This is a genomic window from Rhodococcus sp. NPDC019647, from assembly GCF_044389235.1.
In the GTDB taxonomy this organism is placed as follows: Bacteria; Actinomycetota; Actinomycetes; order Mycobacteriales; family Mycobacteriaceae; genus Rhodococcus_F; species Rhodococcus_F oxybenzonivorans.
The window spans coordinates 56,916-77,024 of sequence record NZ_JBIRXS010000026.1; the positions used below are offsets into that span (position 1 = coordinate 56,916).

Sequence of the window (20,109 nt, forward strand, 5' to 3'; positions counted from 1 at the left end):
GTCACCGTCCTCCTTCCTCGTGCCGCGCAGTTCCGTTGGGCACCAGGACGGCACGGCCGATCACCCGGCGTTCGTCGAGGTCGGTGAAGGCGTGCCCGGCATCTTCGAGCGGGTAGATGGAAAGGACCGGGCGGACTCGTTTGTCGGCGACCATGTCCATGGCGTCGGCGAATGTCGACATCAGGGTGGAACCCGAACCAGTAATGGTGGCTTCTTTCGCGAAGACGAAAGCGGGATGCACCCGCACCGGCTCGTCGCTGACCTGGCCCGTCAGGACGTAGCGCCCAGCGTGGGCGAGGGCGCGGAAGGCCTGCCGGAACACTGCTGGGTGACCGGTATTGTCGAGCACCACGTGGGCGCCGTGGCCTCCGGTGAGGTCGAGGACGTCGCGCCAGGCGGCCTCTCCCGTCGTCACGACGTGATCGGCGCCGAGGTTTGCAAGTCGCTCGGCCTGACCCGTATCGCCGGTGAGGGCGATGACCTGTGCGCCGAGGGCTGCGGCGACCTGGATTGAGTGAAGACCGAGGCCGCCACCCGCGCCGGTGACCAGGACCGTCTCGCCGGCGTTGAGCCGGGCGATGCGACGCAGCGCCTGCAATCCGGTTCCCACTGCGCACGCCACGACGGCCGCCTCTGGAAGGCTCACTGTTGGCGGCACCTTCAGCAGTGCTGTTTCGTGCAGTACCGCGTAGTCAGCGAATCCACCGTAAACAAATTTTCGGTCGGGGCACCGTAATTCGTTTCCATCCATGCATGGGCGGCACCGCCCGCATGTGCTGAACTGTTTCGCGGCAACACGGTCGCCGACGGTGAACCATCGCACATCTGGTCCGACCTCGACGACCGTGCCGGCGATTTCGTGTCCGAGTACAGCCGGGATCGGGATCGTCAGCAGACCGGATCGGTCGGCCTGGTCGTGCCCGCACACACCGCAGGCGGCGACCTCGACGAGGACCTCGTCGGGGGCGGGGTGTGGACGCTCGGTATCGGCAACGGTGAGGGTGCCGACGCCGTCCGGTCTGGTCAACACAGCGGCGTGCATGGCGCGATCACCTTTCCGGGGTTGAAGATGTCGTGGGGGTCGAGTGCGCGTTTCACCGCGGACTGCATGGCCAGCACCGGAGCCGACAGCTCGCGTGTGAGTCCGTTGCGTTTCAGCAGTCCCACGCCGTGCTCACCGGTGACGGTGCCGCCCAATGCGATTGCTTCGTCGAGGATGGCCTCGAACGCGGTTTCGGCTCTCGTCCGCGCCTCGGTATCTCCGGCGGGGACGATGAGCATCGGGTGTAGGTTTCCATCACCGGCGTGTGCAACGTTGGCGATGACGATGTCGTGCTGGAGGCCGATGTTCTCGATCCGGGCGAGCATTTCCGGTACGGCTGCGCGGGGAACGCATACGTCTTCGGTGAGTACGGGGCCGAGTCGTTCGAGGGCCGGGTAGGCCAGTCTGCGCGCCGCGAACAGGGCGTCGGCTTCCTCCTGATCGGACGAGATCGCTGCCCACGTGGCGCCCGCTTCGGTGAAGCAGGCCAACATGGCCTCGGCTTCGAGGTCACCGACGGATCCCGGCGCATCGGTGCGGCCGAGCAGGACTGCATCGGCCTCGTCGGATAGCCCCATTTTCTTCCAGGAGTCGACCGCTGCCAGGGTGTGGCGGTCGATCAGTTCGAGCGCCGACGGGGTGAGTCCGGCGGCGCCGATGGCGGTGACCGCGTGACCGGCGGCGGTGAGGGAATCGAAGTAGCCGGCGACGGTGCGTTCGGGTTCGCGTGCGGGGCGCAATCGCAGTGTCACCTCGGTGATGACGCCGAGTGTGCCTTCGGAGCCGACGATGATCCCGGCGAGGTCGTATCCGGCGACCCCCTTGGCTGTGCGGCGACCGAGTCGGACCAGATCGCCCGTGCCGGTGACGACCTGCATTCCGAGGACGTAGTCGCGTGTGACTCCGTACTTGATGCAGCAGAGCCCGCCGGCGTTGGTGGCGACGTTGCCCCCGATCGTCGACCACGGGGCACTGGCCGGGTCCGGCGGGTACCACAGCGCGTGCTGCGCGCAGGCTGAGCGCAGGTCGTCGTTGATCACGCCGGGCTCGACGACGGCGAGCCTTTCGGTGGGGTTGATCTCCCGGATCGTGGTCATCTGCTCGGTGGACAGGACGAGTGCGCCGTCGACGGCGTTCGCGCCGCCGGACAAGCCGGTTCCCGCACCTCTGGGCACCAGTGGTGTGCGGTATCTCAGGCATGTGCGCACGATCTGCTGAACCTCGTCGGCGGTTCGGGGCCGCACTACCGCGACGGGCTGCCCGTGCGGTGCCCAGACCGCCTCGTCACGCAGGTAGCCGGCGACGATGTCCGGGTCGTCGAGGGTCCGGTCGGCTGGCAGGATCCGGCGTAGTTCGTCGACCAGGTCCGCGATCCCCGCGCTCACCGCGACGCTCCGGTCGCAACGACGGTCACGGCATCGTCGGCTTCACGGAATCGCGCCATCCGCTCCGTAAGTTCGGATCGGTAGTTCTCGACCGTCCGGAGTTTGACGTTCTCGTACCCGCGGACGAGATCCGGCAATTCCGCGATCTTCACCCCGAGGTCGTGGGTGTCGGGCCGAATCGTCTGCGCGAGTTCGGCGATGACGTGTTCGTATTCGGTGATGAGGCCGCGTTCGAGGCGGCGGATTTCCGCGTAGCCGAACAGGTCGAAGCGGGTGCCGCGCAGGCGCCGGGCGGCGACCAGTCCGCGGAACATCGGTCGGAACCAGGGACCGAGCTCGAGTTTGCGTTCCATGCCCATCGCTCGGAGTGCCGGCGGGTGCAGCCGGTAGGAGATTCGGGCGTCCGCGCCGAACCGGGCGCGGACGGCGGCCTCCTGCGCTGGGTCGAGAGCGAGCCTGGCGACCTCGTACTCGTCCTTGTAGGCCATGAGCTTGTAGAGGTTGCGGGCGACCGCTTCGGTCAGGGCCGTCGCACCCGGCACCGCGGTGGTCTCGGCCTGGCGGACGCGTTCGATCTGTTCGACGTAGTGTCGGGCGTAGTCCGCGTTCTGGTAGGCGATCAGGTCTGGTACTCGGATGCGAAGTAGCCGAGCGAGTTCGGTGTTCGGGGCTGTCGCGACGGACGCCAGGAGGGTGCGTGCGGTTTCGTCGAGCGGCGCCGACTGTTCAGGCTCTCCACGTAGGGCGCGGACCGTGACGTCGAACGCGGTCGGGTCGGCTACGAACTGACGGCCTCGGCGGAAGGCTTGCACGTTGTTCTCGACCTTTGTTCCGTTGAGGGTGATCGCCTCTTCGATCGCGGGGGCGGGGATCGGCAGGGCGCCCAACTGGTAGGCCACCCCGGTGAGTACGAGGTTGGCGTATTGGTCCTCGCCGAACAGTGTCTCGGACACTTCGCGGGCGTCGAGGGCGGTCAATGATGGCGCGGCGGTCACCTCTCGGATGCGGTCGAGTAGAACACCCTCGTCGGGGAATTCCACCGTGGGGTCGGCGACCATCGCTCCAGTGGGCACCTGTGCTGTGGAGATCACGGCGATGGTGCGGCCAGGATCGGTGACCGCGAGGTGTCGGGGATCTGCGGCGACGAGCAGGTCGGCACCGAGGTAGAGGTCGCACTCCCCTGCCGCCGCTTTGTTGGCGTCGGCAGTGCCGATCTTGATGTCGGAGATTACGGCGCCGCCCTTCTGCGCGAGCCCGGTCTGGTCCAGCGACCGGACCGGGAGGTCGGCGATGGTGGCAGCGCTGCCGAGGATTTGCGAGAGCGTGACGACCCCGGATCCACCGACTCCTGTTACACGCACGGTGAACCGCTGCGCGGAGGCCGCCGGCATCGGTTCGGGCAGCTCGGCTGGGATGGGGTCGGCGACGGGCCGTGTCACGCTTGTCTTTCCGGGGACGACGGTGAGGAAGGACGGGCAGTCTCCCGCCAGGCAGGAGTAGTCCTTGTTGCAGGATGATTGATCGATTCGTGTCTTACGGCCGAACTCGGTCGTGACTGGCTGGACGGATAGGCAGTTGGACTTCTCTCCGCAGTCTCCGCAGCCCTCGCAGACTCGCTCGTTGATCATTACTCGTTCGACGGGGTCCGGGGCGAGTCCGCGCTTGCGTTTGCGGCGCAACTCGGTGGCACATTCTTGGTCGTGGATCAGTAGCGTGACGCCTGCGGTTCGAGCGAGTGTCTCCTGTGCCTCGGTGAGCCGGTCACGGTGCCAGACCTGCACGCCCCTGGCGAGTCGGGCACGGCGGTAGCGGCGGGGGTTGTCGGTGGTGACGATGATCCTGCGTACGCCCTCGGCGCGCATTGCTGTGATGATCTGGGGGATCGTCAGTACACCGGTGGGCTGTTGTCCGCCGGTCATCGCGACGGCTGAGTTGTAGAGCAGCTTGTAGGTGATGTTGACCTTGCCCGCCACTGCAGCCCGAATCGCGAGGCTGCCGGAGTGGTGAAAAGTGCCGTCTCCGAGATTTTGCAGTAGGTGCTCGCGTGTGAGAAATGGTGCCATGCCCACCCATTGGGCGCCCTCGCCGCCCATCTGTGTGAGCCCGGTGATTTCACCGGTCTGGCTGGGGTCCATCATCAGGACGAGGCTGTGGCAGCCGATCCCTGCGCCGACCAGCGAGCCGTCGGGTGTCTTTGTCGAGGTGTTGTGCGGGCATCCCGAGCAGAAGTAGGGCGTGCGTGTGGCCAGTGGAAGCAGGGTGCGCGGCCGTGCAGGGCGCCGTGCCTGAGCCCAGGCCTCGATGGAGGGGAAGTCGCCGTGTGCGCGGAGCCGGGCGGCGAGGGCACCGGCGATGATGTCCGGGTCCAGCTCACCGTCGGCTGGGATGAGTGCGGTGCCGGCGGGGCCGCGTTTGCCGCTGACCACTGGTGCGTTCGGGCGGCCGTAGAGCAGGTCTTTGAGCGCAGCCTCGATGAAGGAGCGCTTCTCCTCGACGACGATGATTTCTCGTAGGCCTGCAGCGAAGCGGTCGATGATCTCCGGTTCGAGGGGATGCACCATCGCCAGGTGCAGCAGGCGAACCCCGCGGCGGGCCAACTCGGCGTCATCGAGGCCGAGGATGCGCAGCGCTTGGCGCAGATCGTGGAAGGTCTTGCCGGGGGCGATGATTCCGATCCGGTCGTCGGACCCGGAGGCGATGATGGTGTTCAGGCCGTTGGCCGCGGCGTAGCGCCGGGCCAGCTCGAGGCGGGCACCGTCGCGGCTGCGCTCGAGTCTCCCGAGGTCGGGCTGCAGCATCCGTGCGGTCATCTCGTGGGTGAACGGGCGCCCGTCGATGACCGGATCGGGTGCAATCGGGCGGATCCGCTCGGGGTGTACCTGAGCGGTGCCGGTGCCGTCCGCGACGTTGGTGGCGATCTTGAAGCCGACCCAGAGGCCGCAGGCCCGTGACAGCGCGACGGCATGCAGTCCCAGATCGAGTACCTCTTGCGGGTCGGCGGGGTAGAGCGTCGGCAGGCCCAGGTCGGCGAGCAACATCTCCGAGCTGCCGGGCACCGTGGAGGACTTCGCCGACGGGTCGTCCCCGACGAGGGCCAGCGCTCCACCGGTGGGGTGGGTTCCCATGAGGTTGTTGTGCCGCAGTGCATCGGACGCCCTGTCGAGGCCTGGGGACTTGCCGTACCAGTAACCGGTGATGCCGTCGACGCGCTTGTCGGCCGACATTGCGGCCAGTTGGGCGCCTTGCACCGCCGTCGCGGCCAGCTCCTCGTTCACGCCGGCCCGGAACACGACGTCGTGCTCGGCGAGCAGATCGGACTGTCGGCCCAACTCAAGGTCGTACCCGCCGAGCGGTGATCCCTCGTAGCCGGATACGAACGCCGCCGTCTTCAGCCCGGTGCGCTGGTCCGATCTGCGGACGTCGATCGGGAGCCGGGCCAGGGCCTGCACACCGGTGAGGTGGATGAGTCCCTCGGTGAGGGTGTAGCGGTCCTCAAGAGTACGACGGGGGGCGGGCTCGGTCATGAGGTAAGTCCTTCGGTCGCGGGACGGGCCGCCGTGAGTGGGCGTTTGTCGCGGGCGCGTGTGTAAAGGGATAGAGCGGGTGTCAGTTCGCGGAGCTGGTCGAGGACCCGCGACAGGCCTTGGCCTTGCGTGGTCAGGGGGTGGATCGCCACCTGGTCGGCGCCGGCGTCGAGGTGCTCCCCGATGCGGGCGGCGACGGTAGCGGGGTCGCCCCACGCGACCAGCGCGTCGACCAGGCGGTCGCTGCCGTGGCACGCGAGGTCGTCGTCTCCGAACCCGAGGGCCCGCACATGGTTGACGTAATTGCGCAGCGCGAGCCGGGTCGCGACGTGTTCGCGTGCGACGGCGCGTGCCGTCTGCGGGTCCGGATCGACGACCACGGCTTGCTCGGGGACGAGTAGTGGGCCGGGGCCCAGGCGGTCTCGTGCCACCGCCGTGTGTGTCGGTGGGACGAAGAACGAATGCACCCCGCTGGTGCGGTCGCGGGCCAGCTCCTGCATCCGCGGCCGCAGAGCTGCCAGGACTCGGGGCACTGTCGTGGCAGGGCGCGGTCCTCGGTACGGGGCGCAGTCGAGGGCGTCGAGGTAGTCCCTTACGGCAGTGAGGGGTCGGTCGTGGCCGTGGCCGCGTCCCGCCTCGGCGTGGCTTGCGCCCAGGCCCAGCACGAACCGGCCGGGATGCGCCTCACCGAGCGTTTGCGCGGCGGCGTTGGTGGCGGCGGCGTCCCGGGCCCAGATAGAGGCAATTCCGGTAGCCACGGTGATGTGTGAGGTCGCCCCGAGCAACAGCGCGCTGTGCGTGAAAATCTCCTTGTGCACCGGTGATTCACCGACCCACAGCGTTCCGTACCCGAGCTCTTCGATCTCCGCGGCGGCGGCCATGCCGGTCACGGCCGGAGCCTCGGCGAGCGCGGCCAGCCATACTCCCACCGGCCCGATCCGATCCGCAAGCTGCCGCGCCGGGTTCACGAGGGCACCCCAGGCCCGAATTCGGGCAGGGTGACCGAAGCACCGATCTGCCGGAAGGACAGCACGACCGGCTCGTCGATCACCGGATCGGTCGGGCCCGTCCAGGTGGTGGTGAGGTTCGGTCCGCTGTCGAGCCGGACCTGGACCACGGTGTAGGGCACGTCATCGCCGGTGAAGTACCGTTTGTGGAACCGCACCCAGCTGTTCACTCGCCCGGTGCCTGGGTCGGTCACCCATCCGACGTCGGCGGTGAAGTCACGGGGGCACACCGGTCCGGGCGGCCAGAACTGCTCGCCGCAGGAATGGCATATCGGGATGCGGAGTTCGCCGCGTGCTGCCCCGTCGATGTGTTCGATGTCCTCGGGGTAGCGCGGGGGTTCGGGGCGTGTGCTGGTCATTGTGGTCACCGGTCCTTGGAGAAGATGAGCGAATCTCCGAATGGCGTGGCCCATTGGACGATTTCGCAGTCTGCAACCTGCCGTGCGCCGGCTTGTCCCCGGAGTTGTCGGGTGGCCTCGATCATGTGCCCCCACCCGCAAATGTGGGCTTCGGAGAGAAGTCCGCCGGCGGTGTTGGTCGGCAGATCACCACCGAGCTCGATGCGACCGTTCTGAAGCCATTCGAGCGCCTCGCCTTCGCCGGTGAAGCCGAAGCGTTCCAGGACGAAGACCAGGTTGGGAGAGAATGCGTCGTAGAGCTGCAGTGAGTCGACGTCGCCGGGTCCGGCCAGTCCTGCCATGGCGTAGACGGGGTTGTCCTCGAACCGACGTGTGTCACTCTGGGAGAAGACGCCGAGACCGGGTGGCGCGAAGATGAACTCGTCCCGTCCGGCGTGCAGGCCTTGCATGCCGGAGATGACGACCGCGGGTTGGCGGAGGTCGCGTGCCCGTTCGACGGTGGTTACGAGGAGACATCCACCGCCGTCGCTGAGCAACGCGAAGTCCGGACGCCGCAGCGGTTCGACCACATAGGGCTGTGTGTCGTAGTCCTCGCGCTCGAGTGGCTTGGTCATCTGGGCGTTCGGGTTCAGCCTGGCGTGCCGCCGGAACGCGATCGGCACCGCGGAAATCAGGCCGGGATCCTGCCCGTAGCGGGCGCAGTACCGGCGGAACGCCATCGCTGCCCCCGCACCGGGTGCCGTCATTCCGTAGTGGGGAAGTTCACCGTGCGACCCCCCTCCCTGGCGCAACCCCTCGGCATCTCCTGCACCGCCCACGAGTCCCAGTCCGGAAAACGACACCCCGGCTAGGCAGGCCGCGACGTCCGTGGTGCCGAGCGCGACCGCCTGGACTGCAGATTGCAGGGCTGGGCCGACGAAGCGGCCGTGGGTCCAGGTCTGCACCGCGGCGCGGATACTAAGGCCGAAAGCTTCGGCCATGCGGTCGTAGTCGACGGCGAGTGGATAACCGACGTTGGTGAACAGGCCATCGACGTCCTCGGCTCGCAAGCCTGCATCGTCGAGGGCGAGTCGAAGGGCCTCGGCCGAGAAGTCGAGGGCGCTGCGTTCGGAGACGCGCGACACCTCGGTCATTCCGATCCCGACGATGGCCACCTGGCGTAGGGGCCCGAGTGGCATGGTGAGTGTTCCTTTCCTGGGATGGGTGGTGTCAGACGATCGCGTGGGCGTTAGCCGGACTTCCGACGCCGCGCGGCAGCGGCAGCACCCCGGAGACGAGCAGGAACTCGTAGGACCCGCGGGCTGCGCATACTTCCGCGAGGCGGCGTAGGTGCCACAACTCCCCCAACGGCATTCCCTGCAGGGCGATGAGCCGGCGGTGCAGAAAACCCTTGTCGCGGTCGACGGGGAACACCTCGACTCCGACGTTGTCGACGGCGACCGCTGCAAACTCGTTGTCCCACAGGTAACCGGCCATGTCCCTGCTGGACTCCAGACCGGGGCACGCGAATCCGGCGCCGATCGTGCCGCGCATTCGCATCCGCTGCCCGTGGGGTAAGGCCCGATACCACTCGGTCCAGCCTGTTCGGACCACGAGGATGTCGCCGGATTCGAAGGTCGTTCCCTGAGCCGCGGCGGCCTCGTCGAGCATCGCGGCGGTGATCTCTACCGGTTGGTCCATTAGCAACGGGTTGCCGTGGACATCTAAGTGCTGTGCGATGTCGACGAGGACTCCCCGGCCGCCGAAGCCGTGCTCTGCCCAGCGGTCGATGCCGAGCACATCGGTGCTGGTGAGGTCCGACTCCTGTCGGCCGCCCCAGTAGCCGTGCCGACCGGCCTTGATGTGGCGCAGGCCATCCCACTGCGACGAGCACTGCAGGTAGAAGTCATCGAGTTTGTCGTCGTGTCCGGCCACGGTGTCGTCGATGATGTGGCGGTAGTGGGCACGCTCGTCGAACAGGCCAGGATCCGGCTCGTCCAAAGGAAGTGTCAGAGAGATCATGGCGCCGGTCCGGACTGTGCGGATGGCGGAGAGTCGTTGCTCGGGACCGATGAGGTTCAACGTACCGATCTCGTCGTCGCGACCCCAGACGTCCCAGGCGTGGCGCTCGTCGCGGCCGGGCAGGGTGGGCAGCTCGGCGAAATCCGGGGTGCGCCGAACGCGGCCTGCCCGCGCGGTGGTCCGAGTCATCGTGCGGCCTCGAGCATTTCACGCAACTTCAGCTTGCTGACCTTGCCGGTGTCCGTCTGCGGCACCGACCCCGAGTCCATCACCACGAACCGGGCGGGCACCTTGTAGCTCGCGGCGCGGCCCCGGATGTACTCGGTAAGCCCTTGGATGAACCCGTCCTCGTCGGGTACGGAACCGTTCTCGGGGACGACGACGCAGGCCATCTCCTGGTCGCCTTCGGTGGTGGTCAGCCCGATGACATAGGCCTGGTTGATGTCGGTGTGGCCGGCGACGATGCCTTCGATCTCGAGGGGCGCGACATTGATGCCCTTGATCTTGAGCATTTCCTTCCAGCGCCCACCGAAGATGAGGCGACCGTCGGTATCAATCGCCCCGAGGTCCCCGGTCCGGAACCACCCATCCTCGGAGTGGGTGCCGGCGTTGACCTCCTCCGAGCCGAGGTAGCCGTCGATCACGCAGCCCCGAATCTCGATCTCGCCGGTGGCACCGGGTGAACACTCCACTCCGGTGTTGTCGATGATGCGGATCTGCTGGGTTGGCAACACCGTGCCCTGGGTGTGCAATTTGACATCGAGGGGATCGTGGGCGTCGGTCATGGTGACGAAGCCATACGACTCCGTCAGTCCGTAGGCGCTGCACGCCTCGGAGATCCCGAGGCCATCGATGGCCAGCCGCTTATCCTCTGCGTTGAATCCCACTGGCCCGGTTCGCAGTGACGATATATCCCTGCGCCCGAAGCTCGGTGCCGCGAGCAAGGCGCGCACCGCCGTCGCGAGACCGTAGAAGACCGTGCAGCGTTCGCGCTCGATGAACTCGAGTGCGGCGTCTCCCTCGACCTTCTCCTGGAGACAGAGGGTCACCCCGTGGGTCAGTGCGACCGGGACGGCATTGCACGCGCCATACCCGAAGAACAGGGGCATAGCGAGCCACAGCCGGTCACCCGGGCGCAGGTCCATGCATTCACCCATGGCCCGGCCGTTGCGGAGGAGTTTGCCGTGCTCGAGCGGAACGGGTTTCGGCAATGCGGTGCTGCCGCTGGTGAAGAGAATCATGGCGACGTCCTCAGCCGAAACAACGTTCGGCGGCGCCACCGGGCCGCGCACTGCGGTGGGAGGGAACGGCTGGGCCGCGGGCCAGAACAGTGCCCCCAGATAGCCGTCGTCGGATCGGCCCGGGTCGAAGATCTTCCCGTGTCCGGCCGCACTGAGTTCAGCGAGGATGTCCTTGCCGAATACGTGCTCGTCGGTCACGATCATCCGCAGTTCCGCGGTGCCGATCAGGTGTGCCATCTCGCTGGACCGGTACCAGGTGTTGATCGGGACTGCCACTAGACCTGCCCGTTGGGCGCCGAGAACGGTCACCATCCAGCGCAGCCCGTTGGGCAGCAGGATGCCGACTCGCTCCCCGGGCCGGAGCCCGGCTGCCGCGAAGGCGCCGGCGATCTCTTCGCAGCGTCGAGCCAACTCGGCGAAGGTGACCCGCCCTTCGGGGGCAACCACAGCTTCCCGATCGCCGTAAAGCTCCGCCAGCCGTGTCACGGTCGCCGGGAAGGTGGCGGCCGGGGTGCTGTCGGTTGTCGTCACAGTGCTCATGTCCGTCCTTACATCTTTGATGGGCCAGCCGTGTGCGGCGTCAGTGCTTGTGCGGGTCTGCGGCGATGACGTCCGAGCGAAGCAATCGCTCCGATCTCGGATCGGCGATTCGATGGACCGGACTCGCTGCCCGGAACCACTACCCGCCTTCTTGTTGTGATCGTGAAATTCGTTGTGACGCATCTGATCCACCTTGATCCAGATCCGGCGGTCGTTGCGAGTGCGCTCATCTTGGTCGCGTCCCGCCGTAGCGAAAACTCGTTACCGAGAGTCGTGGGCAGCGCATCACCGGTGTTCTCGGGCCGGTTATGTAGCGACGCAGTGGATCTCACCGTGGTGCCGCCTGGCGCATTGCCCACCTTGGGGATGCGGTGATGCCACCGCTTTGCGTGAGGCGACCGGCGGGGTGGAGTGCCAGCGGTGTAGCAATCGATCCGGAGTGTGAGTGTTACGTGCATTGCCTTGCCCTTTTCTGCCTGGCGCGGTGCGTGACCCTCGCCCCTAGCTCTCACCCACTTTAGAGACAACACCCTGTCGAGTCAACCATCAATATGTCGCCCCAAAGGGGCGGGTCGAAGGCTTCTATGCGCGTTGAAGCACCGGCCGTCCTCATCTTTCGTATACCTCTGTTGGACAGCAGTTTTCAGGACAAGAGAGACACAAACTCGCCTACATCGCGGCAGCCATCGGGATTCCGGACCGATGCCACCACCGCGGCCACATCGGCGCCCAGCGCCTGGGCCGAATAGTCATGAAATTTCCCTGCTACGGCAGTCCCAGCCAAGATCGTGTCAGGACGACTGGTAGCCGACACAACCCGGCCCTCGGCCAACCGAAGCTCCACCCGCGCCATTCTGCGGTCGGGAAAGGCCAGGTCGGCAACCGGATCGACCACCACCCGAAGACGCTGCGCCAACGCCGCGATGCCGGGGTCCAGCGGTTCCGAATACCGATGTGGACGGACGGTGCCATCGGTCAGCGCTGCGGCGACCGTAAACTGCAAGCTCATCTGCCGGGAGATCGCTGCTGTCAGGGTTGTCGCGTTGTCGCATCCCGGATATCGCGCCGCGGCACCGGATGTGTGAATCGTTCCGCCGACTATTGCACCGGAGCCGACCCCGTGCTCGGCAAGCTGCCGGGCGGCGTCAATTGCATCCTGGGTGAGCGCACATGAGGGATAGGCTTTGAAGAAGGTTGCCGATACCGCCATCCGGTCCAGCCGAATCTTCGGTTTGTCGATATCGTTTCGGATTCCGCCGAACGCCTGCCGCAGGCCGTACGTGCCCTCCACCGCTGACGCGGCCCCAGTCGCACCCTCGCGAGCCAGCAATGCCGCAACAAGGCCGGCGCGGGCGGCGTTCGCGTTCTGGAAGAAGACATCCGTGCTGCCGTCCTCGGCCCACTGACAGATGCCTGCCGAGAAGCTGGCAGCCAGCCCGAGGGAATGAACTGTGTCGATCCTGTCCAGCCTTAACAGGTGGGCGGCCGCTGCGGCAGCGCCGAATGGACCGAATACGCTACTGGCGCGCCACCCGCGCGCGATGAACTCGTCAGTCATCATTGTCGCCGCCACCTGAGCAATTGCTTCATACCCGACCACAATCGAATGGAGGACATCGACCATCGACGAGCCGGTCCGTTCCCCGATCGCGAGCGCCGCGGGCACCACAACAGTCCCGGGATGCACACGGCTCTCGGCGTGAGTGTCCTCATGCAGCACCGAATGACTGCCGACAGCATTAGCGAACGCCGCATCCGCTGCTCCCGCTTTGCGGCCGCCGCTCGCCCAGATCGTGCATTCACCGGCATCACCCGCGCCAGCGACCACCCGGGCCTGCTTCACCCATGGAAGATCCTGTCCGCCATAGGCGCATGCGAGGGCATCGAGCAAACAGGTACCAGCCTGGTCGAGTAGATCGGGAGTCAGCTGTGGCGCCAGGGCATCGAGTTGCTCCGCTAGGTCAGCGAGAAACACGATCACACTCCTTGCTGCGAGCGAGCCGTAGGCACGCCGTCCGCTGCGGCGACTGCAAGGTCCGGCGCCAAGACTTGCGGGCGCTGGCGCCGCACGACCAGAGCAGCGACGAGACTGACCAACGCGCCGAACATCAAGAAGTACGCCGGCGCCCGGTTGTCGCCGGTCAGCCGTACGAGGAATTGACTGACGTAGAGCGCAGGGCCGCCGAGGAGCGCTGCAGCGAGCGCGAACCCCACCGCAAAGACCGTGGCCCGCACCCTGGCGGGCACGACCTCGATGTAGGTGGCGGGCGCTACCGAGGTGTAGAGCGCCGGCACCACGCCAAGCAACACAGTGAAAAAGACCACCGCGGCAAGGCTCGTCGCGGACGACAGGGCCGCAAAGAGCGGGTAGGCCAGCACCAGCATCGCCGCAGAGAGCCACAGGAGCATCGGCCACCGTCCCCACCGGTCCGACAGGGGTCCGCCCACAGCGACAAGCACTACGGCAACGGCGATGCTGATCACCGTCGCCAAGGTTGCCTGCTTCTGGGTGAAGCCCAGCTGGATGATGTAAGACTGCGCGTAGGTAAATGCAACGTAGTAGCCGATCTGCTGAAACGCCGCGATGCCGAAGACCAGAACGATAAGCCGCCAGTGCTTGACGAACGACTCCTTGGCGGGTGACGAGGTGACCGCACCCCGCTGCTCGAGAGCCCGGAATTCCGGTGACTCCTCGAGGGTGGCCCTGATCCACAATCCGATCAGACCGAGCGGCAAGGCGATCAGGAACGGGATCCTCCATCCCCACGTCTCCAGCTGCGCGGGCGTCAGGATCGCATTCAGCAGCAGGACCATCCCCGCGGCCAGCAACAGGCTCGCCACGCTACCGATCTGCACCCGGCTGGTCATCGCCCCACGCTTGCGCTGCGGGGTGAACTCGGCGGCGTAGGTCATCGCGGTGCCGTACTCCCCACCGGCGGCGAGCCCCTGCAGCAATCGGCACCCCACCAACAAGATCGGCGCCCAGACTCCGACGGATGCGGCCGTCGGCAGCAGGCCGATAGCCGTTGTCGCAAGCGCCATCAGGACCAGCGTCGCCACCAGGGAAGGCCGGCGCCCGATCCGGTCGGCGATCGACCCGAACAACAGCGAACCAAGGGGTCGTACCACGAATGCCACACCGAACACCGCGAATGCCGACAACAGGGCGACGCCCGGCTGGGAATCCGGAAAGAACAACTTCGCAAGGACGATGGTCAAGAAGCCGTAGACCGCGTAGTCGTAGGTCTCGATGGTGTTCCCGATGGCAGCGGCGAATGTCACGCGCCGCATCAGCGCCGGAGGCGGCGTGGCCGAGTTGGAAATCGAGGACATCTGAAGCTCCCAAGTCGTCTCAGACGGCTAGGGCATACCGGTGGCAGGTGATGCCCTTCCCTGGCGGCGTGTCGATCCCATCGACGAACGCAGGCAGAGCCCGGTCTGCAGGCCACAACCGTCCGACCTGATCTGACACCCGACGCGAAATGCGCGAGTGACTCAGGTCTCATCAGAGACTAAGGGCGACAGGGTGTCGAGTCAAGCATCAACCTGACGCCTGACATGTATTACTTCAGACCTAGAGCATCCCTCCACAGACTCGCCACGACATCGAGCAGCGCTTCCCTCTCCATGATGAGGACCTTCTGCACGATGGCCCGGAAGCAGAGTTGGTCGAGCTGCACCATGAGCAGCTCGACACGCAACCGCTGCGTCTCGCGACGGTCTTCGGAGAACGCGGCGAGGTACTCGTTCAACTCGCCCGCCAGCTCGTCGAGCTGATACTTCCACCGGGCAGCCACGTCGAGGTCGCTAGCCATCGCTTCGTGAATCGCAGGCAAGAGGGGCGACTGGTCTTCCCACCAGACAAGCGCGAGGTCGAGCCACTCGCGGACCGCCGCCTCAGTGCCGCGCACCAGCGCTTCACCAAGAAGCGACCAGTAGCGGACACTCTGCTGGCGCCGGACAACTTCGTACACCTCGATGAAAACTTCGGCCTTTTTCGCGAAATGTAGATAGAAGGTCGCCCTGTTGACCTGTGCCGCCTTAGCAATGTCCCCGATGGACGCCTGTCCGTACCCATGCTCTTCAAAGACTTGCCGTGCGGCCACCACGATCCGCTGACGCGTCATCCGTCGCTGCTGCTCACGCACGGGCAATAAATCAGTCGACTCACTCGACACCATGTCGTCCATACGCTGAATAATAGGCGGGTTGGACCGTAGACGAACACTCCGAGGTCGACCGGTCGTATGTCCATTTTGACCTGGCGGGTCCGAACACACAGAGCATGAGGAAAGCAGTCATGGCGCCCGACTACGGACAGACGTCACCGAATCCGACGAGACGGACAGATCTCTCGAACAGCAGACGACCCGTCGGAAAGAATTTCAGGACCCCGTCGTGGACGTCGAGGACACCCACCGCCGACCGCCGACTCATTCGGACTGCCCGGCACCAGCCTCCCCCGCGATGAACTCACCGTCCCTGTCATCCGAACAGCGCCAACCCGGCCTGGAGGTCGAAGACCGCGACTGTGATGTCCTCACCCTCTTCCTGCCAGTTTGCGCAGCAGCTTGCTGCGTATCTCCATTTTCGGCGCTACCAGTCGGCCGAGGTCGCCGCGATCTCGCGGGCGCGCGGCGGCCATTCCGGGTCAGTGGCCAGTGTGTGGATGACCTCGGCCATGTGGGGATGGTGGCCGGCGACGTCCAGCCGGGCCAGGAGCCGGGTGATGCGCCGCGGACGGTCGGGCCAGCGCCCGCCCGTGGTTTCCACCAGGGCGGCCAGCACGGTCGCGGCCTCGGTGTCGTCGAGTTCAACTGGTTCCCCGGTCATCCCGCGCAGACCCCGGCTACCGGTGGTCAGCCAGTGAGCACTCGCGGCTGTCCTGATCGATGCCCGGTACCAGGGATTGCGTAGTGACCGCCTCATTGTCCCGGCCCTGCTAGTGGGCGTCGCGGAACGCCTGCTCGACCTCGGCGTGGATCCGGCCGTGGGAGGAGATGTCGTAGCCCTGCTCGGCCGCCCACGCCCGGATCTCCTTGACTTCCCCGCGCCGCCGCACCGGAACGTCGGCAACGACAGGAACGACGGGTCGGTCGGAGCGACGTTTGCGGCCACCGGTGCGCGTGGCGTAGCTGATGAAGTACCCGATTTGCTTGTGGAACTTCTTGGCGTACTTGTCTTTCAAGTCGATTTCGTAGTCCACCCCGTTGACGGAAAAGGTGATGTTCTCCCCTTCCCCGTCACCGAAGATGGTGCCGTCGATGTCGTCGACGAGTTCGACTACTACCTTGCGCGCCACAGTTCCCCGATCTCATGCTTTCGATACAGCAGGACAGAACCCTACTGGCGACATGAACTTCACGGTGCCCCCCGTCCAGGGACGTGTCATTCCCACAGGTCAGAGCATGATTACCGGGTGTGCACGGTCGCTGTGAACCCGTAGCTCAGTCAGTCGGCATCGCCGTGGCCAGTCCGGCGTCTTCGCTCGCGGCGGGCATGTCTGGTGATCAGTTTCTGCCGGTTACCGGGAGCTCGGTACATCTCATCGAGCATCCGGGTTTCGATGCCGGTGTGCTGGCGCAGGATGCGTGTGGCCGCCAGATACACCAGTTCCTGCCGGGTCGAGCCGAGCCGGCCGGCGAGAGCATCGAGATGCACGAGGAGCTCGTCATCGAGAGCGACAGCAATCCTGGCCTTGGGCGGCTCGGGCCGCAGATCCTGCACGGGGGCAACGGTGGTGAGGTCGGCCGTCAGGTTGCCCGGGTTGTCAAGGAGGCGGCGGATCCCGACCCGCACCAGCGCCGAGACCCGGCGGGGCCCGTACTCGTCGGCGAGCTCGTGCAGTCGGCGTTTGGTGTCCTCGTCCACCAGGAACGAGTGCGGCCTCCCGAACGGGCGCCCCGCCGGTGACGGCGCCTTCACCGCTCCGGCGGGCACAATGCCGACGGTAGTGGTGGTTTTGCGGCGTTCGTTGCGGGCAAGGAGCTGACCGCGGTTCGACTCCCCCCGGTAGATCTCGTCGGTCACCGCCTGCTCGAGGTCCCGCGGATGGGCCAGGAGCCGGTGGGCGGCCAGGCGCATCAGTTCAGCCCGATCGGACCCCAGTTGGCGCGCAAGGGCGTCGAGCCGGTCGCGGAGTTCGTCGTCGAAGTGCACATTCGTGCGCGGGCCGAAGACTTCCGGTGCCAGGTCCCGGACCGCCCCAACCGCGGCCAGGTCGGTAGTGAGGTCGCCCGGGTCGTCGAGGAGCCGGCGCAGTGCGACCCGCAACGCGGCGGCGGTGAGGACGTCACCGTTGCGACCGGTGAGCCGGTCCAACCGGTCGAGCGTGCAGCGGTTGACGTGCAGGCGGGTTCGGCAGGTGAGATCGCCGCGGGCCTCCTCATGAACCAGGTGGGGGCGGAATCGGCCCGCCGCGGTGAGGAAGCGGTGGGCGGCGACGCGGACGATCGCGCTGCGTTTGGTGTGATGCGCCCGAGCCAGCTCCTCGAGGCGCCGATCGGTCGCCGGATCCAGTTCGAAGACTATTTCCACCCGGGGGAGGCTCCGGGCGGCGGCGGAGACGCGGCGGTACTCATCGAATGCAGTAGGTACGCGGTCGGGGTCGGCGAGGAGGCGGTGGGCGGCCACCCGGACCACGGCGCCGAAGCGGCGCGGCCCGATCCCGGCGGCCACCTCGTCGAGGTGCTGCTTGGTCTGCGGATCGAAGCGGAGCGGGATCGGATCGCCGACAGGGACGCGGACCATGCTGGTGGTCTCGGTCATCACTGTCATTCTCCGTGAGGGTGGATGTTCGAAAAGCTGGTTCGGGAGGGGAAGACCAAGCGTCGAAGGGTTGCTGGTCGATGGAACGCAATGCGCCCCAGCACCGGGGGGTGGCACTGGGGCGCGGGTGTCCAGGTCGGGGGGGACGCTGGACACGGGGGGCGTTCAACAGTGCAAAATTTGGGGGGATGCGCTGCGAACGTGTGTGAGTGTACTTCCCACGAAACGGTTGCGCACACACGCCTCCGCATCGGCCCGCTGCCCACACACGATGAGTGCCGGGCGTTCGCCGTCTGCGGGAGCTCCCACCCAGGTCCGGTGTCCGGGTGATGAGACCGGGACAATGCCGAGCCCGGGGCAGCGCAGTCTCAGGTCCCGAGGACGGTGGCGGCGAGAGCGAGAGACCCGAGGACGGCGGACGCGGAGCCCGCGACCGCCGTCCTCGGCGAATTATGTACGCGCGCAGCATTTAGTTGTGCTTGTATCCCATCTCCAGACCGTCGAGGTTGAGGTGCTCGAAGACGCCGTGCTCCTGTGACCAGCAGGTACTGCCGTCGTGGAGTCCGCTGCACTGGTTGTAGTACAGGCCCTCGGTCTCGATGGCCGAGGCGGTCGGCGCCACGGCGAGAGCGGCGGAGGTGATGCCGGCCAACAGTGCGGCACTGGCGATGAGCTTCTTCATGGGGTCTCCCTGCCTAAGGTGGATTGCTGCTGAGGGTGTGGTTTTGTGGTCGGTCAGCTGCCCTTGGCAGCTCGGTGGCAGAGACGGTTCAGCGCGGGTTCGGGTTCGCCGAACACCGCCCCGGTGTCCTAGACGACCTGTGCAGCTCGAAGACGTGGACCGTACAGGGCGGTGCCGGTACGGAGAGGCTTGTCCGGTGGGGTTATTCGGCGTCCTGGTCGGCGTGCTCGAGGATCAAATATTGGGCGGAGATCTGCTGATCGACGTCCTTTTTGTTGTCGGTGCCGCTGGCTTCACCGACATAGCGGCCGTTGACGACCATGCAGTAGTCCTGTGTGCCGTTGACGGTGTCCTTGGTGACGCACTTGGCGTCGGGCAGCCCGGGCGGGTGGAGGCGGTGGTGAAGCCCTCGGCGAGCAGATCGTTGTGGAATTCGGTGAGGATGGTCTGGGCGCCGGCGTCGTCCTTGGCCCGGTAGACCGAAGTTTTATAGACGGCGTTGTGCTCGGACCCGGCGTCGGTGAGGACCTTGTACGTCAGGGGCGGGTTGGTGGAGCGGTGCGCCATGCCGCGGGGTCCGTAGGCGGCCATGTCGTCGCCGAGTTGGGCTTGGGCGTCGTCTTCGGGGATGGCGTAGATGAGGACCTTGTCCTGGTCGATCATGGGCAGTTCTGGGGACTTGCCGCCGTTCTGGGCGCGGGTCGGGGTGGCCGGGAACTGGTCGATGAGCGGTTCTTGCAGGGACAGGGCCTTCGCGACGGCTCGGGCGGTCCAGTCCTTTTCGGCGGCGGGGGCTTTCGCCCAGGTGTAGAGCAGGTAGTTCGCGTGGGGGGTGAATGCGTTGACCGAGACCTCGGGGCCGGCGGAGAAGTCCGTTTGCCCGGTCGAGACGAGGGTGTTGGGCGCGATGTCGATGTTCTCGGCGGTCTCGAGGCCGGTGCCGTCGTCGACGGTGAGCAGGTTCTGGTGGATCTCGCGGGCAGTGGCGGCGGCGTCGTCGGGGTTGTTGAACCGCATCACCGCTTGCACGACGGACCGGGAGGGGTCGGTGGTTTTCGTGGTGGGGGTGGTGGCGGTGGAGACGTAGCCGTAGAGCATTTGGTGGTTGTGGGCGATGTCGCCGGCGGCGTCGCTGAGGACGACGCCGAGGTTCTTGCCGCTGCGCATCACCATGGTGGGCATCTTCACCGAGGTCAGTTCGGGGTCGATCTCGAAGGGGACGACGGTGAACTCGGCGAGCCGCTGCCCGTCGACGTCGAGGATGGTCTCCTGGGTGGCCCGCCCGAACTCCGGGGCCGGGGTGGTCGGGTAGTCGCCGGTGTCGAGGGCGGCCGGATCGACCTCCGCGGTTTGGGCGGTGTCGCCGCCGGATTTGCCGGTGGGTTCGGCGGGAGTGTCGTCGGTACTGGCGCAGCCGGCCAACAGCACGGCGGCGGCGAGCACGGTCGCGGTGGGCCTCCACATGGTGGTCCTCATCGTCTTTTCTCGGTCCCTTCCCTGTTTTTCGCCCCGCGCTGGTGTTGCGCGTGTGTCCGGTTTTTGGTGTCGCCGGGCGGGGCG

General features: G+C 66.5%; 16 protein-coding genes. All 16 read right to left on the reverse strand.

Features of this window, described 5'->3' with window-relative positions:
• Position 1: 1 nt before the first annotated feature.
• Positions 2-1,042 carry an alcohol dehydrogenase catalytic domain-containing protein gene (locus ACH49N_RS30640; protein ID WP_358276485.1) on the reverse strand — a complete coding sequence of 347 codons (1,041 nt, stop codon included), beginning with the start codon at positions 1,040-1,042 and terminating at the stop codon, positions 2-4.
• Positions 1,024-2,427 (reverse strand): FAD-linked oxidase C-terminal domain-containing protein, encoded by a 1,404-nt coding sequence (locus tag ACH49N_RS30645; protein WP_358276484.1) that lies wholly within the window; start codon positions 2,425-2,427, stop codon positions 1,024-1,026. The genes ACH49N_RS30640 and ACH49N_RS30645 overlap by 19 nt, the downstream gene beginning before the upstream one ends.
• On the reverse strand, positions 2,424-5,951 hold the full coding sequence (locus ACH49N_RS30650) for an indolepyruvate ferredoxin oxidoreductase family protein (RefSeq protein ID WP_358276483.1): 3,528 nt from the start codon (positions 5,949-5,951) through the stop codon (positions 2,424-2,426). Before ACH49N_RS30650 ends, ACH49N_RS30645 begins: the two co-directional genes overlap by 4 nt.
• On the reverse strand, positions 5,948-6,919 hold the full coding sequence (locus ACH49N_RS30655; protein WP_358276482.1) for a TIGR03620 family F420-dependent LLM class oxidoreductase: 972 nt from the start codon (positions 6,917-6,919) through the stop codon (positions 5,948-5,950). The genes ACH49N_RS30650 and ACH49N_RS30655 overlap by 4 nt, the downstream gene beginning before the upstream one ends.
• Positions 6,916-7,317, reverse strand: a complete 402-nt coding sequence (locus tag ACH49N_RS30660; protein WP_358276481.1) for an OB-fold domain-containing protein — start codon at positions 7,315-7,317, stop codon at positions 6,916-6,918. Before ACH49N_RS30660 ends, ACH49N_RS30655 begins: the two co-directional genes overlap by 4 nt.
• A gap of 5 nt (positions 7,318-7,322) precedes the next feature.
• Entirely contained in the window at positions 7,323-8,495 is a 1,173-nt protein-coding gene (locus tag ACH49N_RS30665; protein ID WP_358276480.1) for a thiolase family protein, read from the reverse strand.
• 31 nt (positions 8,496-8,526) lie between these two features.
• Complete coding sequence (locus ACH49N_RS30670; RefSeq protein ID WP_358276479.1) at positions 8,527-9,507, reverse strand: cyclase family protein; 981 nt, start codon at positions 9,505-9,507, stop codon at positions 8,527-8,529.
• On the reverse strand, positions 9,504-11,099 hold the full coding sequence (locus tag ACH49N_RS30675) for a class I adenylate-forming enzyme family protein (protein WP_358276478.1): 1,596 nt from the start codon (positions 11,097-11,099) through the stop codon (positions 9,504-9,506). The genes ACH49N_RS30670 and ACH49N_RS30675 overlap by 4 nt, the downstream gene beginning before the upstream one ends.
• A gap of 643 nt (positions 11,100-11,742) precedes the next feature.
• A complete protein-coding gene (locus ACH49N_RS30680) occupies positions 11,743-13,080 on the reverse strand; it encodes an MmgE/PrpD family protein (RefSeq protein WP_397504821.1) in 1,338 nt (445 codons plus the stop codon).
• Complete coding sequence (locus ACH49N_RS30685; RefSeq protein WP_358276476.1) at positions 13,077-14,432, reverse strand: MFS transporter; 1,356 nt, start codon at positions 14,430-14,432, stop codon at positions 13,077-13,079. The genes ACH49N_RS30680 and ACH49N_RS30685 overlap by 4 nt, the downstream gene beginning before the upstream one ends.
• Positions 14,433-14,662: 230 nt before the next feature.
• Positions 14,663-15,289 (reverse strand): helix-turn-helix domain-containing protein, encoded by a 627-nt coding sequence (locus ACH49N_RS30690; protein WP_358276475.1) that lies wholly within the window; start codon positions 15,287-15,289, stop codon positions 14,663-14,665.
• Between the two features lie 406 nt (positions 15,290-15,695).
• On the reverse strand, positions 15,696-15,932 hold the full coding sequence (locus ACH49N_RS30695) for a hypothetical protein (protein ID WP_358276474.1): 237 nt from the start codon (positions 15,930-15,932) through the stop codon (positions 15,696-15,698).
• Positions 15,933-16,041: 109 nt separating this feature from the next.
• Positions 16,042-16,401: an Lsr2 family protein gene (locus tag ACH49N_RS30700; protein WP_358276473.1), complete on the reverse strand. Its 360-nt coding sequence runs from the start codon at positions 16,399-16,401 to the stop codon at positions 16,042-16,044.
• A gap of 149 nt (positions 16,402-16,550) precedes the next feature.
• The gene (locus ACH49N_RS30705; RefSeq protein ID WP_358276472.1) at positions 16,551-17,867 is read right to left on the reverse strand and encodes a CopG family transcriptional regulator; all 1,317 of its coding nucleotides are present in this window, start codon (positions 17,865-17,867) and stop codon (positions 16,551-16,553) included.
• A gap of 469 nt (positions 17,868-18,336) precedes the next feature.
• A complete protein-coding gene (locus tag ACH49N_RS30710) occupies positions 18,337-18,549 on the reverse strand; it encodes a hypothetical protein (RefSeq protein WP_358276471.1) in 213 nt (70 codons plus the stop codon).
• A gap of 234 nt (positions 18,550-18,783) precedes the next feature.
• Positions 18,784-20,013: a hypothetical protein gene (locus tag ACH49N_RS30715; RefSeq protein ID WP_358276470.1), complete on the reverse strand. Its 1,230-nt coding sequence runs from the start codon at positions 20,011-20,013 to the stop codon at positions 18,784-18,786.
• Positions 20,014-20,109 lie beyond the last annotated feature (96 nt).

Coding starts and splice junctions, on each gene's coding strand:
- ACH49N_RS30705 (WP_358276472.1), bottom strand. CDS start 17,867: ATGACCGAGACCACCAGCATGGTCCGCGTCCCTGTCGGCGATCCGATC.
- ACH49N_RS30675 (WP_358276478.1), bottom strand. CDS start 11,099: ATGAGCACTGTGACGACAACCGACAGCACCCCGGCCGCCACCTTCCCG.
- ACH49N_RS30660 (WP_358276481.1), bottom strand. CDS start 7,317: ATGACCAGCACACGCCCCGAACCCCCGCGCTACCCCGAGGACATCGAA.
- ACH49N_RS30665 (WP_358276480.1), bottom strand. CDS start 8,495: ATGCCACTCGGGCCCCTACGCCAGGTGGCCATCGTCGGGATCGGAATG.
- ACH49N_RS30640 (WP_358276485.1), bottom strand. CDS start 1,042: ATGCACGCCGCTGTGTTGACCAGACCGGACGGCGTCGGCACCCTCACC.
- ACH49N_RS30685 (WP_358276476.1), bottom strand. CDS start 14,432: ATGTCCTCGATTTCCAACTCGGCCACGCCGCCTCCGGCGCTGATGCGG.
- ACH49N_RS30715 (WP_358276470.1), bottom strand. CDS start 20,013: ATGTGGAGGCCCACCGCGACCGTGCTCGCCGCCGCCGTGCTGTTGGCC.
- ACH49N_RS30695 (WP_358276474.1), bottom strand. CDS start 15,932: ATGACCGGGGAACCAGTTGAACTCGACGACACCGAGGCCGCGACCGTG.
- ACH49N_RS30650 (WP_358276483.1), bottom strand. CDS start 5,951: ATGACCGAGCCCGCCCCCCGTCGTACTCTTGAGGACCGCTACACCCTC.
- ACH49N_RS30690 (WP_358276475.1), bottom strand. CDS start 15,289: ATGGACGACATGGTGTCGAGTGAGTCGACTGATTTATTGCCCGTGCGT.
- ACH49N_RS30710 (WP_358276471.1), bottom strand. CDS start 18,549: ATGAAGAAGCTCATCGCCAGTGCCGCACTGTTGGCCGGCATCACCTCC.
- ACH49N_RS30670 (WP_358276479.1), bottom strand. CDS start 9,507: ATGACTCGGACCACCGCGCGGGCAGGCCGCGTTCGGCGCACCCCGGAT.